Annotated in this window: 12 protein-coding genes; 4 read left to right on the top strand and 8 right to left on the bottom strand. The window is 36.1% G+C overall.

Annotated elements, in window-relative coordinates; genetic code table 11:
- Positions 1–234: 234 nt before the first annotated feature.
- The 5 genes from J0871_RS15705 to J0871_RS15685 all read right to left on the bottom strand — a co-directional run bounded on the left by J0871_RS15705 (position 235) and on the right by J0871_RS15685 (position 5,660).
- Positions 235–483, bottom strand: a complete 249-nt coding sequence (locus J0871_RS15705; RefSeq protein WP_208226177.1) for a hypothetical protein — start codon at positions 481–483, stop codon at positions 235–237.
- Between the two features lie 94 nt (positions 484–577).
- The gene (locus J0871_RS15700; RefSeq protein ID WP_346014350.1) at positions 578–784 is read right to left on the bottom strand and encodes a DUF2805 domain-containing protein; all 207 of its coding nucleotides are present in this window, start codon (positions 782–784) and stop codon (positions 578–580) included.
- Between the two features lie 367 nt (positions 785–1,151).
- Positions 1,152–2,132, bottom strand: a complete 981-nt coding sequence (locus J0871_RS15695) for an HNH endonuclease (protein WP_208226176.1) — start codon at positions 2,130–2,132, stop codon at positions 1,152–1,154.
- Between the two features lies 1 nt (position 2,133).
- On the bottom strand, positions 2,134–5,277 hold the full coding sequence (locus tag J0871_RS15690; RefSeq protein ID WP_208226175.1) for a DEAD/DEAH box helicase: 3,144 nt from the start codon (positions 5,275–5,277) through the stop codon (positions 2,134–2,136).
- Positions 5,274–5,660 (bottom strand): (deoxy)nucleoside triphosphate pyrophosphohydrolase, encoded by a 387-nt coding sequence (locus J0871_RS15685; protein ID WP_075328011.1) that lies wholly within the window; start codon positions 5,658–5,660, stop codon positions 5,274–5,276. Before J0871_RS15685 ends, J0871_RS15690 begins: the two co-directional genes overlap by 4 nt.
- A gap of 227 nt (positions 5,661–5,887) precedes the next feature.
- Here J0871_RS15685 and J0871_RS15680 point away from each other — a divergent pair, with 227 nt between their 5' ends.
- From J0871_RS15680 to J0871_RS15665, 4 genes are all read left to right on the top strand, one after another.
- Positions 5,888–6,379 carry a CIA30 family protein gene (locus J0871_RS15680; RefSeq protein WP_243870522.1) on the top strand — a complete coding sequence of 164 codons (492 nt, stop codon included), beginning with the start codon at positions 5,888–5,890 and terminating at the stop codon, positions 6,377–6,379.
- A gap of 146 nt (positions 6,380–6,525) precedes the next feature.
- Positions 6,526–7,287 carry a peroxide stress protein YaaA gene (gene yaaA / locus J0871_RS15675; RefSeq protein WP_208226173.1) on the top strand — a complete coding sequence of 254 codons (762 nt, stop codon included), beginning with the start codon at positions 6,526–6,528 and terminating at the stop codon, positions 7,285–7,287.
- 745 nt (positions 7,288–8,032) lie between these two features.
- A complete protein-coding gene (locus tag J0871_RS15670; RefSeq protein WP_208226172.1) occupies positions 8,033–8,941 on the top strand; it encodes a L,D-transpeptidase in 909 nt (302 codons plus the stop codon).
- Between the two features lie 40 nt (positions 8,942–8,981).
- Positions 8,982–9,743 carry a hypothetical protein gene (locus J0871_RS15665; RefSeq protein ID WP_208226171.1) on the top strand — a complete coding sequence of 254 codons (762 nt, stop codon included), beginning with the start codon at positions 8,982–8,984 and terminating at the stop codon, positions 9,741–9,743.
- A 494-nt stretch (positions 9,744–10,237) separates the two neighbouring features.
- Here J0871_RS15665 and J0871_RS15660 read toward each other — a convergent pair whose 3' ends face one another.
- The 3 genes from J0871_RS15660 to J0871_RS15650 all read right to left on the bottom strand — a co-directional run bounded on the left by J0871_RS15660 (position 10,238) and on the right by J0871_RS15650 (position 13,126).
- Complete coding sequence (locus tag J0871_RS15660) at positions 10,238–11,515, bottom strand: hypothetical protein (protein WP_208226170.1); 1,278 nt, start codon at positions 11,513–11,515, stop codon at positions 10,238–10,240.
- 52 nt (positions 11,516–11,567) lie between these two features.
- Entirely contained in the window at positions 11,568–11,960 is a 393-nt protein-coding gene (locus tag J0871_RS15655; RefSeq protein ID WP_208226169.1) for a hypothetical protein, read from the bottom strand.
- A gap of 158 nt (positions 11,961–12,118) precedes the next feature.
- Complete coding sequence (locus tag J0871_RS15650) at positions 12,119–13,126, bottom strand: TlpA disulfide reductase family protein (protein ID WP_208226168.1); 1,008 nt, start codon at positions 13,124–13,126, stop codon at positions 12,119–12,121.
- Between the last annotated feature and the right edge of the window lie 216 nt (positions 13,127–13,342).

The raw sequence follows: 13,342 nt of genomic DNA, 5'->3' as shown, positions 1-13,342 counted from the left end.
CGTCCCCCCGAACTTGTTTCGGGGTCTAAGTAATTTTAATTCCATCAGATTTTCAGAGCCTGGGCCCAATTCTTGATCGGGGGTTCTAATAGGTATAGATTAATCATCATTCTAGATCCTGAAACAATCCCGAAGCTTCGGGACATCATATCGTGAGATCGTCACCCTGAGCTTGTCTCAGGGTCTAGGTTATTTCTTAAATCTGCAAAAGAATTAAATTTATAAACGCTAATCTCAATTCAACGAACAATTTACCTGGGTCATCATTTTCCAGGCGCAGCTAAATTTTGGAAGTTTTTTAGCCGAATTCAGTTTTTTCTTAAATCTTATTTTTATGAATTTCCCTCCAGAAGTCTTGTATTGGTAATTCGCCGAATTAAGCAAACGCCCGTTATAATCTATAATAATTCCTCCGGTATTTCGCCAAAGAAAACTACCGCTAAAGGCTTTAACAAGCTTGGGATATTTACGGGAACCTTCCATTTTTTTTAGTTATTTGGAAGTATAAGATAAGGAAAAGATGTGTTAAAATTAAGTTTGGGAAGAAATTAATTGATTTCCAGGGGTTTTAAAATTCTTAATATTTCTTTTTTGAAATGCGATTCCCGGTAATTTGGCGTTGTGCGGCAGACTTAAACCTGGAGATCTCCATATCCCTTAGTTTTGCGTGTTTGGTTTTTCTACCCTGTACCCTGGCGCGACATTTTCTCCAATTGCGCGGGTGCATTTGCTCTTGCATAAACTTAATCACCTCTTTTTCGGTAAGTCCAAACTGGTATTCAATAGCTTCAAAAGGCGTACGGTCTTCCCAGCCATAGCAATTACCCGGTCTTGCTGCCGCTCATCTAATTCAAATTTTTTAGCAATCTTCATTTTTTACCCGAAATTTATAAAAATAACCAAGCTTGCCTACTTCAACATTGGTGAAGGTTTTTATAAATTAGTAAGAGGATTTGGGCGTTCCCCTATCGGGTCGGGCTTTCCGCTACACTCTTTTTGCTCGATAATCGAGATTTAATGATTTATGGTTTGTCTTGAAATTGAAGTTTTTTTAAATATTTCAGGTTCTCGCTCTGGGGTAGTTTGCTCGTACCTCACAAAAAGGATTTCCACTTCAATCCCTAACGCAAAAAAAAATGTTGATTATGAATTTATAATATGAAAACTTCTTTATTATGCCATTTTAAAGCTTCCGGTGATGGAAACCAATTTTCATTTTCTGGTAATAAAATTTGCTTTCCTTCAAAATCGGAGAGAGGAAAGCTAGAGTTTTCTTCCTCTATTGTTGGTGAAATTCTAACTAAGAAATCTGAATTAATTGTTAACAGACCACGATCGAAGGCCCGATGAAGTGTTGGTGATAATGCAATACCATTCGTGACTGTGTCATCATTCGAAATGCTGAAAGGATAAATATGGCATGCATCTACCATTTGAACATTTTGAGTAGAATTTATTTTTAAACCCGAAATACAACAGGTGTAATCGTAAATTTTGGGAATAGTTTTTTTAAACATTCCACCTCGCACGAAAATTTCTTCTTCAAAATCGCTCTGCTCCAAAGTTTCCCTTAATTGGGCAATATGACTCTGATAATATTCTTTAGGCTCATTTAGTATCTCGTTTTTAATTTTATCTTCTTCATAATAATTGTCTGGTCTTAAATAATTATTTCTAAAATCAGGAAAAAATGCTTCAATTAAAAGCTGCTCGAACCACAATTGGTTTTTTGGAAGCTGAAGTAAGAAACATAAATCCTTATCTATTTCAGCAAAGGCAATTGTTTCATTTAAGCTATTAAAGCTTTTGATACTTTTAGAACTTGTGGTTACGATATCTTTTCCCGGTTTAGGAACTAGATGCCAGAAGGGCTCTGATCTCATATGAAAAAATGTTAAAGAGAAATTTCGAGAATGACCAGTGTGTACAAGTTCTTCCCAATTTTGCTTAAAAGCCAGAATAATTTCGGAGGTAATAAATATTCTATTTGATTTAATCACTCCTTTAGCAATTAGCTGAATTATGGAGAGAAGAAGGATTGGTTTATGAGGTGCTCTACCTAGATTTTTACTAAAACCACGGGTGAGTTTTTTAAAATAATTCGAATATTTATAAATAATTTCTTCAGACATATTATCCTACTGCCAATTTCTGACTTTCTTTTAAAATATAAGAAGGCATTTCTTCATGAAGTTTCCATTCAACGTTCATTGGTTTAGCGCCTTTAGATTTCACGAAATCTGCTTCACCTAAAAAGGTATAAGACATTGTAAACCCATATTCATCCACGTTCTGTTCTCTAACAAATAAGAGTATTTTTTTTCCTTTATCCCGGTGCTTAATATAGGACTCGCCTTTTGGAGAATCTGGAGCAGTACTGTTTTGCGATTGCCAATGGAATAATCTCTTATTCAATGCATAATCTTCATACATTGTGGTAGGGGAATATTCTTTTTCAGTTTTTTTAAGTGTTACAAAGAGCGCTTCTATATTCAAATCTTTATTTTGAGCTACTCCTTCCCGGTTTGACGATTTCTTCTTAAAGCTACTCAAACCTAATGCTACTAAAATTTCTTCTCTATTATATCTACTATGAAGTTTTAAAGGGAAATCGAATTCCAAATCTATATCTTTTTCTACAAATTCAATTTTTTCAATTTGATGTTCTATGAACTCCTGCATCTCCTGAAGCATAATTTTATTTTTCAGAAGGAAACGAATACTTTCTCTAACATTTGAGAAGCCTAAATTGGTACCAGTTTCTTTCCAAACGTCGTAATGAAACATTAGAAGCATAACCTCTTCCTCTTTGTTTAACAAATCAAGATTTATATTTTCCGAAATCAATTTTTTAATGAATTTCAAGTAAGTAAGAGAATTGGCGTGAATAAGTTTTCTTTGCAGACAAGCAGTTAATTCTTTCTCTTGAGGTTCATTAAAATCTGGAATTACTTTAGCATCTGCACATAATCTTTTCCAATTTCCTTTTTTATAGACCTGTCGGATATCTAAGTGGTGAAACTCTAAAAAATTATGTAATGTAAGCGGGAGTGTCGAATGATGTTTGAATCTTTGAATTTTCTGAAGAAGTTGAGGTCTTCTAAATTCAGTAGCCTCCCTAATATTTCGCAGAATTACTTCTTTAGCTTTTTTCTCTAGTACAATTGAGCATCCTAATGGAAGATGTGGAAATTCATCCTCGATCTCTGTGATTATAGATGTATGAGTTTTACCAACAAGCGCTCTAAACTTATGCTCAAAATCATACTCTGGCCTAGCATTTCCTACAAAATCAAGTACCGTTAAGCAATCTTTATCTTCAGCTAAGCGTAATCCACGCCCTAGCTGTTGTAAGAAAATTGTCAAACTCTCAGTAGGCCTTAAGAAAAGAACTGTATCAATATTTGGGATATCAACACCTTCGTTGAATATATCGACCACAAATAGATAATTAATTTCTTTTTTAATGAGTTTGTTTCTAACCAAATCTCTTGAGCCGCTATTTCCGCTAACGAGATAATCTGCTTTTAAACCAGAAAGAACAAATTTCTCAGCCATATATTTGGCGTGTTCCTGACTTACACAAAACCCAAGAGCTTGAACATCATTAATGTCGGTTAAATATTCTTCACAATTCTTTATAATGTCAGCTAATCGCCGATCATTTTCAGTATAAAGTTTAGTAAGCTCCTTTACTTCGTATTTACCTCGCCATTGAACGCTGGAAAGATCAACGGAATCGGAAAGTGCAAAATACTGGAAAGGACTAAGAAGCTTCCTGTTTAGGGCTTCAGGTAGTCTTATTTCCGCAGCAATTCTATTATGAAAATCTTCTGCTATGTCACCACCATCCATTCTTTCTGGAGTTGCGGTTAGACCTAAGAGAATTTTTGGATTAAATCTTTTTAAAATTGGACGATAGCTGTCAGCTTTAATGTGATGAACCTCATCTATAATTATGTAGTTGAAAAAATCCTCTGCTAAATCTAGCATTTTCAATCTACTGTGCAGTGTTTGAACAGACGCGAATAGCTCATCATACTTTTCTGGTTCATTCCCATCTACCCAAAGTTCACCGAAATTAGCATCGCGTAGAACGTGCTGAAAGGTGGAACGTGCCTGCATCAAAATTTCTTTACGATGCGCAACGAATAAAAATTTTGAGTTTGGATTTTTGTTCTTAAATTTCTTAAAATCAAAAGCAGAAATAACGGTCTTTCCTGTTCCCGTAGCTGCAACTAATAAATTTTTATTTCGATTGTGAATTTCTCTTTCTGCCTGTAATTTAGATAAAATTTCTTCTTGGTAAGAATATGGTTTTAGTTCGAAGAAAGTGGTAATTTGACTTGTATTATATGAACTCTGTCTTTTAAGAGCAGTGCTTAGCTTTTCTCTATGTGTGCCTTTTTTATAAAATTCGAATTCAGGATCTTCCCAATAAGTTTCAAAAGTTTTTTGAAACTTATCTATAATATGACCTATTTCTTGGGTGGTAACTTTAAGGTTCCATTCCAGGCCATTAGTTAAAGCTGAACGAGAAAGATTAGAAGAACCAATATAGCCAGTATGAAAACCTGAATTTCGTAAAAATAAATAAGCTTTTGCGTGCAGCCTTTCGTGTTCTGAATTATAGGAAACTTTTATTTCAGTATTTGCAAGCGATGAGAGGTATTCCACAGCTTTTACATCTGTGGCACCCATATAAGAAGTGGTAATAATCTTTAATTTTTTACCGCTTTTGGTAAATTCTTCTAGTTCCTTTTTAAATATTCGAATTCCAGAAAATTTAATAAAAGAAACTAGCCAGCATATTTCATCGGCAGAAAGAATTTCTTTTTTAATTTCACTCTCCAAGGAAATTCCAACATTGTTTCCGGTAAATAGTTCGCTTTGACTTAACCGAGTGTAAGGAGTAATTTCCTTCAGCCTGGCCTTCAAATTTGAATATGGAAAATCTAGTTTAGAAAAAACAGCCTGTAAAATCTTTCCTTCGTTTTCAATTAAATTTTCAGAGAATTCTGCACTCTTGAGCTCTTCTACTAAAAGATTTATAATTTTATTCGATAATTCAATTTGTTTTAAAGGACGGTCTTTATCTTTGATTTCCTCCAACGCAAATTTGATGTTTTCACTCAAATAAGTACTCAAATATTGAGAAGCTTCTTCCTTATCTAAAGGTGTTTCGCTAACGTGGAATTTCTGTAAATCTACATTTTCGAGTTTATTGGAAACTAATTTAGTTATTAGCTGCTCGTAAAGGCCTGTTTCAAAACTCATTTATACTTATTGATATAATAATTAACAATTGGAATATCTGCTTCAGCCCAATCTAAAGATTTTAATTTTTCAATAGGAAACCATTCTACTTGCGAATGTTCTAAAAGCATAATTTTGAAAGTCTGCAAAGAACATCGGAAAGGTATCAATTGAATTTTCTTTGATTCAGGATAGCTATGTTCGTTGGAGGGTAATTGTTCCAAAACTTTAATTTCTACTCCTAATTCTTCTATAATTTCTCGTGTGAGACACTCTTCAAGAGTTTCTTCTTTTACTTTTCCACCAGGAAACTCCCATTTGTTTGGTAAATGCATTTTACTGCTTCTTTGCGCACACAATACTTTACCCTCATGTTCTATAATAGCACAAGCAACTTTTATCATTAAAGGGATTTTATTAGAAACTAATTCAATAAAGAAAATTATAAAGCTCAATTTAACATTTAATTTAGAAACCAAAAAAGGTTTTCCATAAACCGATAAAATTTTATTAACTCAAAATACTCATAACTATCTCTTCTTAAAATCCCGGATTTACCAAAAGAATTCCCCTAACTTTAAAACAAAAAATGTTTCAGCAGCAATTCTTCTTAATATTAATATTCTTGGTTATGAGTAAATTACTTCTTTTCGATTTTAGTGCAACCGATGACTGGTCGGTTTGGGAAATAGAGAACGACGTGGTGATGGGCGGAAATTCTACCAGCAAACTGGAACGCAGTGAAGCGGGGAATGCCATTTTTAAAGGTTCGGTTTACCTGGAGAATAATGGCGGTTTTGCTTCGGTGCAGTATCATTTTCCATCTAAAAATATCAAAGGTTATAAAAAAGCGCTGATCTTGCTGAAAGGACACGGGAAATCTTATCAATTTAGAATAAAGGCCAATTTAAAGGATAGAGCTTCTTATATCTACACTTTCAAAACCACCGGAGAATGGCAAACAATTGAAGTTCCGCTAAAGGAAATGGAACCGGTTTTTCGTGGTAGAAAACTGGATATTCCTAATTTTTCTGCAGAGAGCATTCAGGAAATTCGCTTTTTAATCGGGAATAAAAAAGCAGAAGATTTTAGGCTGGAAATTGATAAAATAGAGTTGGAATAAGTATCTCGCTGAAAAAGATTTTCCGAATTAAATTCATCGTTTTTCAGCGATAATAAGTCTTAACTATCTTTCTATAAAAAACTAATAATAGGCAGTTTTCCTAATTGCTATGCTTTCACTTATCTTTGAAGTAAAACTACTTACCTATGAAAATTGTTGTTTCCCCGGCCAAAAGCCTGGATTACGAATCTAAATTACCTACTACTCGCGGTACTCAACCCGCTTTTTTAGAAACCACGGCGAAGCTTAATCGCAAGATGGCGAGAATGACGAAAAATGAGATTTCAAAATTAATGGGAATCAGCGATAAGTTGGCCGATCTTAATTATACCCGCTACCAGGAATTTGAGGAAGAACACAATAAAAAGAATTCTCGCCCGGCGATGTATGCGTTTAACGGCGATGTTTACACCGGCCTGGATGCCTATACCATCCCCACCGATAAACTGGACCGCCTTCAGGATACTTTACGAATACTTTCGGGACTTTATGGCCTGCTAAAACCGCTGGATCTTATGCAGCCTTATCGGCTAGAGATGGGAACTTCTGTAGGGATTGAACGTAAGAATAATCTTTATGAAGTTTGGCAATCAAAAGTTACTAAACTCCTGAATGATGAAATGGAGGAAGGCGAACTTTTTATCAACCTGGCCAGCAACGAATATTTTAAGGCTGTTGACACTAAAAAACTAAAAGCTGAGGTGATCTCACCCGTATTTAAAGATTTTAAAAACGGAAAATTAAAGATCATCAGTTTCTTCGCCAAAAAAGCCCGCGGGGCGATGGTACGTTTTATTATAGACAAAGACGTTAAGACCCTGGAAGAGCTAAAAGGTTTTGATTATATGGATTACCGTTTTAGCGAAGAACATACTGAAAAAGAGAACGAACCGGTTTTTATTCGCTAGTTTCTTCAGTTTTCAGTAAGCAGTCTCAGTGGGTAGTGGTTAGGGTTTTTGAGTTCTAAGCGATTCTTGTATTCGTCATCGCGAGCGAGAAACGAGCGTGGCGATCTGTAGTTGCAATTCCTCGTCACTTCGAGTTCTAGACGAGAGTCGGAAGTATCGAGAAATGCTTTGTGTTTAAAAGTTAAGCGTAAAAAGTTAAAAGGTAAAAGAAGAGAGAAAAGAATAAAGTGGCAGAAATCAGGATATTTTTTGAAAACCCAAAACCGACAACTCACAACTGACAACCGAGAACCGACAACAAACAACTATTCCAGAAGAGATTGCCACGTCGGCTATGGCCTCCTCGCAATGACGAAATAAAATATTCGTGAATTCGTGGCGTTCCAGTTTAAATAGGTAGTTCTCCTTGCCGTCATCGCGAGCGAGAAACGAGCGTGGCGATCTGTAGTTGCAATTCCTCGTCACTTCGAGTTTCCAACGAGAGTCGGAATTATCGAGAAGTGCTTTGTGTTTTAAAGTTAAGAGAAGAGAGAAAAGAATAAGTTTCAGAAATTAGAATATTTTTCTAAAACCCAAAACCGACAACTCACAACTGAGAACTCACAACCAAAAACCGAACAACTTTTACCAATCTCCCAACAAATTATTAACGCTTCCTTGGCAGCTGAAAAAAGATTAGCGATCTAATTTCGTAATCGTATAGGAAAGTTTTATTTCCGTGACGCACAACCTAAATCTGCCAATTTTGAAACAACAATACACTAAATTAATCCTGCTTTTTTCGGGGATTATTCTTTTAATTTTTACTGCCTGTAATAATAATGCACAGGAACCGAAGAAAGACGTTCCACCAACGCAATTAGATACTATTTCAATGGAACCACCGGTTTTTAAAACTACTTACCGGTTAGATTCTATTCAGAATAAAGAACATTTGGATAGTCTTTTTAATGATTTTTCTGAAGAAGATGCAAAGCTGGTCTATACGCTAAACCGAATTGACGCTTATCGCGTTAAACCCGGTGCCAAACTTGTAATCCCCGATTCTTTGGTAAAGGATTTGAATGTCTATGCACCTTTTCCGAAACTAATGGAAGCATTAGATTCAATAGAAAAAACTGTGATAATTTCAAAACGAATCCAGGCTTTTGCACTTTACGAAAATGGGAGTTTATTGCATTGGGGGCCGGTGAGTACCGGGAAACAAAGCACAGGCACACCTTCGGGTTTATATTATGGCAATTATAAAGCCAAGCGAAAAATAAGTACCATAGACCAATCCTGGATTATGCCTTATTATTTTAATTTCATGAATTTTGAAGGAATTGGGACGCACGAATATACGCTCCCGGGCTATCCTGCCAGCCACGGCTGCGTAAGGATGTACCGGGAAGATGCAAAAATGATTTATGATTGGGCCAATATGTGGGAATTAAAAAGTGATGTGGTTGTACAAAATGGAACCCCATTTATGGTGATAGGTGAATATGATTATAATGATATTCAACCCTGGTTTAAACTTGCAGAAAACCAGGGAAGTAATGACTTAAACAAGGCTGAGATAGATACGCTAAAAGTTTATGCCCAGCGTTATAAAAACGATCCTTTAAACTTTAAATTTGAAGACTTAAGCGACCAGGATATTGTGCTTTAGATGCTTTTAGATTTTGTATTTTAGTCAGAAATTCGTTTTTATGAAATTTAGATTTTCGATTCCAGCTTTATTTTGTGCATTTTTATTTTGCTTCGGAAGCCTGGTGGCCCAGGAAACTACGGTTATGGTTAGGGCTTTGGCAAAAGATGCGAAATTTATAGGAAGTTCTATTGGCGGCGCTAAAATTATTCTTAGAAATGCTGAAACGCGAGAAATCCTGGACCAGGGTTTAACCTCAGGGAGTACAGGAAACACCAAATTAATTTTGCAAACTCCCAAAAAGCGCTACGATAAACTCACCGATGAAACTACAGCGGGATTTGAAGCTAAATTAAATATAAAAGAACCTACGTTCGTAGATGTAGAGGCCCACGCACCGGTTAATAAAAAACAGGCCAAAGTAATTTCTAGCACTCAACTATGGGTTATTCCTGGGAAAGATATTACCGGTGAGGGGGTAGTACTGGAAATCCCGGGATTTGTGGTAGATATATTATCGCCACAAACTCACGAACGCATTAAAGCTTCTAATGGAATTAATCTAAAAGCCAACATTATTATGATGTGTGGTTGCCCCGTTACCGAAGATGGTGTGTGGGATGCCAATCAATATGAAGTAAAAGCGATCATAACTTCAGAAGGAAGTGAAATTAAAGAAGTCAGCTTAAACCCAACCAATAAACCCAGTACCTTTACTGCAAATACAAATTTAGAAAAAGGCTACTATACCATCACGATCTACGCTTTTGATCCCGTGACAGGCAATACCGGTGTAGATAAAACGAATATTATTATTAATTAAGTTCTCGGTTCTCGGTTCTGAGTTGGCAGGTGCTATTACTTCGTCAATGCGGGCAAGAAACGAAGCCGGCGATCTTTTGATTGGGTTTCCTTCCGTCCCTTCGAGACGGTAGGAGGAAGTATCGAGAAGAGCAGAACTTCTATGAGTTCTCGATACAGCGTTATTTTCGCTTTTGCTCAAATATCGCCATTCGAACTGACGACCGGACGGAATAAGAGAAAAGAGTCGGGATAAAAGAAGCAAGACCAAAGACTCTGAAATATCCCAAAACTCGCAACAACTACAAACCATAAACACCAAACTTTCAAACCCGCAACCGGTTCAACCGGGAACTGACAACCGAGCCCAGTGAAGAATTATTAGTGGATTCGTGGCGTAACAATAACTCGGAAACAATAAATCAAGTACAGATTACCGTGTCCTGCAATCGCAGTTCTCACAAAGACGGAAACTCAAAACTCCAAACAATAAACTGAAAGCTGCCAACTGCCCACTTAATTTTTACATTCAAAACATTTAATTAAAGCCGGGCTTATTTTTGCATCTTCAGAACCTTTAAGGGGTTTGTTCAGTAATTCTTTTTCAGCGATTATTCGGTGGAATTCTTTGGCGTATGCTACTAAATTTTCCCGTCGGGATTTAATCTTTTCTGCAATCTCTTTTCCGTCTAATTCGTAGATTTCCCCGGGCCAAACTTTAAAAGCATCGGCAATAGCTTCATCAGTCATTAATTCCTGTAATTTTTTTGCTTCCGAGGTAAAGATTTCTTCAGGAGTATCAGTAAGGAAATAAACATCGTTAGGATAAACCAATCCCGGCATATAATCTATTTCCTTTTCAAATGGCCGAACTTCCGGTTCAATATTCTCATTCGAAATTATTCCGGGAATAACGCCCTCTAAATTAAAAAAGGCATTATCCCTGTCACCGGCCACGGGAATGGCTTTAAAAGAATTATTTTCTTCCTGAATTACCCAGCCCCACTGCTTGGCGTGCCTGTCCCAATCGCCAATAAGCATATCAAATAATCGAGCTCTCACCAATGCATTTCCATCTATTGAAACTTTTTTAGGATGTTCATTTTTTAATTCCTGCAGGTTCTTGGTGTCAAGAATTTCAGCTACATTTTTATAACCGGTCCAGTTCTTTTCACCTTCGGTTTCATATTCTAAAAGGAACAATCTATTGCCGTATTTCTCGTTATATTTTTCGCCTAGAAAATCCTGTTTTGGAATAAAAACCACTTTGGGATGAGTGTGTAAAACATTTGCCTTTTCTGAAAGTGCAGCGGCGAGAATTGCGCCGTATGGGTGCGAGGCTGAAATTGCATCTATCACAATATTTTCCAGTCCCAGGCTACGGGCAAATTCGGGAACGTGGGTAGATGGATCTTTATTTACGCTGCGCAGGGAATAAAGAAAACCCTCTTGATCTTTTAAACGAAGGGAATGGGTTTGGGTACCGCCACCTTCTTTTACGATTTTCATTCCGCCGTAAAGCGTATCGAGAAAAAGTACAGGAACTTTTACGGGAGTGGCCCAGGCTTCGCGGTAATTTTCTCCCTGCATAATATTTTTAAGCGGATTGATTTTATATAAACTGCTTGCAGCCACTGTAACGGAGTCGTGCTCACGGAAATCTATATCTTCAATATCTTTAAAATCTTCTATCGTTGCGGTTTCAAATTCCTTATCGGTACCTAAAACCGAAAGATAAATAAGTCCTATAAAACCAATAAGAAGTATTAAAACCAGCCAAAGCAGCTTTTTCATTTTCTATAATTTATTGCGATTTAAAAATAGCAATAAAAACGAGGATAAGCATCTAAATTTGTTGAGGCTTTAGCGGAATTTCATTTAAAAGATTGTTAAGCTGATTAAGGGAATGGGAAGCGATCAAACCTTTATGAATTTTAATATTTTGATCTTCCGATTCCAGTATAAAACTATTTTTATATTTTCTAATAGCGCTAAGTTTGGTGAGATCTATACTTTTTGGAAAAAGTGAATTTTTAGTGAGGATATTATTATTTATTTGGAGGTAGTGATATTTATTTTCGTAGTACCAGGTGCCAATTTCTAAAAAGCCCAGGATTAACCAGGGATATATAAAAATAGCTGCTGAATCGATTAAAAAAGCGATAGTACCAATAATTACCGATACGATGCCGTAAAGCAGTTTATACTTCAGTCTTTTTTGTGGATAATATATGGTCACAGCTTAACGTTTAAAATAATATTTGAATAGTACTAATATCAAGATCAATGCCTATTAAGAGACACTTTGAAATTAGATAAAAGGAAATTCAAATAAATTATGATTAAGTTGCTGAAAGATTAGGGGGTAATTTTAATGAAATTAATAAAAAAACCTCATTATTTCAATAATTTTTTAATGTTTTCTTCTAACTCTTTTTCCCTTAAATTGACACCGACCACGCGACCGTTGGTATTTATAAGATAATTGGAAGGTGTGCGTTTTATCCCATAGTTTGTAAAAACGGGACCTTCCCAGCCTTCCAAAGCGCTAAGGTGTTGCCATTTTAAATTGTCTTTTTCTATGGATTTAATCCAATCGGTTTGTGAAGTATCACGTGAAACTGCGACAATTTCGAGTCCGTCTGACTTATATTTCCGGTATAATTTTTTTAGCTCTCGGTTTTGCATTTTACTGGGTTCGCAGGTAGAAGCCCAAAATTGTAAAAGGGTTACTTTACCGGTTAAAGCTGAAAATTTTCGTGTTTCCCCTGTGGGTGTAGATAATTCAAAATCTACATATTTTTCGCCAGGTTGTGGGATGTTGTCATTATTTAAAATACTAAGTATTCGCTTTCCCAAAGCGCTTTCCTGAATTTCTTCAGGAAAAAGATCAAAATAATGAGCCGTGGTTTCCTGTCCCCATTTTCCTGAAACTTCATACAGCATCCGGGCACTAATCAAGGCGTTGGGATTGTTTTTTATAAATTCTTTCTGGCGTTTTCTAAGTTCGGCTTCACTAATTTTATCATAATCTTCATAAACTGTTTTTATTTCGTCAACTAATTCCTGAGAAATAGAGCCGGTAACTTCGGCATCCTGGAAATCGGTAATGCTTGCATCAAAACGCATAGGTTTGTCCTGCAGCCATAATTCTTTGAATTTAGAACGATCTTTAGTGTGCAGCATTACCCACATTCTGGGTTCGGGAAGTTTAGTGTCGAATTTAAAGCTATTATTTTGAACTTTTGCGGAATCCAGCGTTCCTCCGTTTACCAAATCCCGAAAATAAAGCCAGCTTCCATCTTTTATATCATTGGTTTTACCGGTTAAAGAAAAAGAGGGTTCCTGAGCCGTACCAGAAAATAGGCCTAATACAAGCCCGAAAAGGAGAAAGCTTAACCGCATGATTTATTAGGTTTTGGAAATTAATTTAATGAAAATAGCGATTAAAAATTCAAATAAAAATATAGCATTGAATCTTCCGCGATAGTCTGCTTTAATCGTAGCGGTATAGAAAGAGGAATATTCTATTAAAGTGATTCCTATTATTTAGGCTCGGGAAATTTCCACTTCCAAAACTTGAATTTTCCCGTAAGTAGAAACGGAACTCCCACACCGGTT

This window comes from Salegentibacter sp. BDJ18 (genome assembly GCF_017579965.1).
Taxonomy (GTDB): Bacteria; Bacteroidota; Bacteroidia; order Flavobacteriales; family Flavobacteriaceae; genus Salegentibacter.
The sequence above is the reverse complement of the archived record's forward strand: the minus strand, read 5'-3'. Positions and strand labels throughout refer to the sequence as shown.

Excerpts from the sequence above, each read along its gene's own strand:
- J0871_RS15665 (WP_208226171.1), top strand. The coding sequence starts at position 8,982 with ATGAAATTTAGATTTTCGATTCCAGCTTTATTTTGTGCATTTTTATTT.
- J0871_RS15650 (WP_208226168.1), bottom strand. The coding sequence starts at position 13,126 with ATGCGGTTAAGCTTTCTCCTTTTCGGGCTTGTATTAGGCCTATTTTCT.
- J0871_RS15705 (WP_208226177.1), bottom strand. The coding sequence starts at position 483 with ATGGAAGGTTCCCGTAAATATCCCAAGCTTGTTAAAGCCTTTAGCGGT.
- J0871_RS15685 (WP_075328011.1), bottom strand. The coding sequence starts at position 5,660 with ATGATAAAAGTTGCTTGTGCTATTATAGAACATGAGGGTAAAGTATTG.
- J0871_RS15695 (WP_208226176.1), bottom strand. The coding sequence starts at position 2,132 with ATGTCTGAAGAAATTATTTATAAATATTCGAATTATTTTAAAAAACTC.
- J0871_RS15690 (WP_208226175.1), bottom strand. The coding sequence starts at position 5,277 with ATGAGTTTTGAAACAGGCCTTTACGAGCAGCTAATAACTAAATTAGTT.
- J0871_RS15680 (WP_243870522.1), top strand. The coding sequence starts at position 5,888 with ATGAGTAAATTACTTCTTTTCGATTTTAGTGCAACCGATGACTGGTCG.
- J0871_RS15660 (WP_208226170.1), bottom strand. The coding sequence starts at position 11,515 with ATGAAAAAGCTGCTTTGGCTGGTTTTAATACTTCTTATTGGTTTTATA.
- yaaA (WP_208226173.1), top strand. The coding sequence starts at position 6,526 with ATGAAAATTGTTGTTTCCCCGGCCAAAAGCCTGGATTACGAATCTAAA.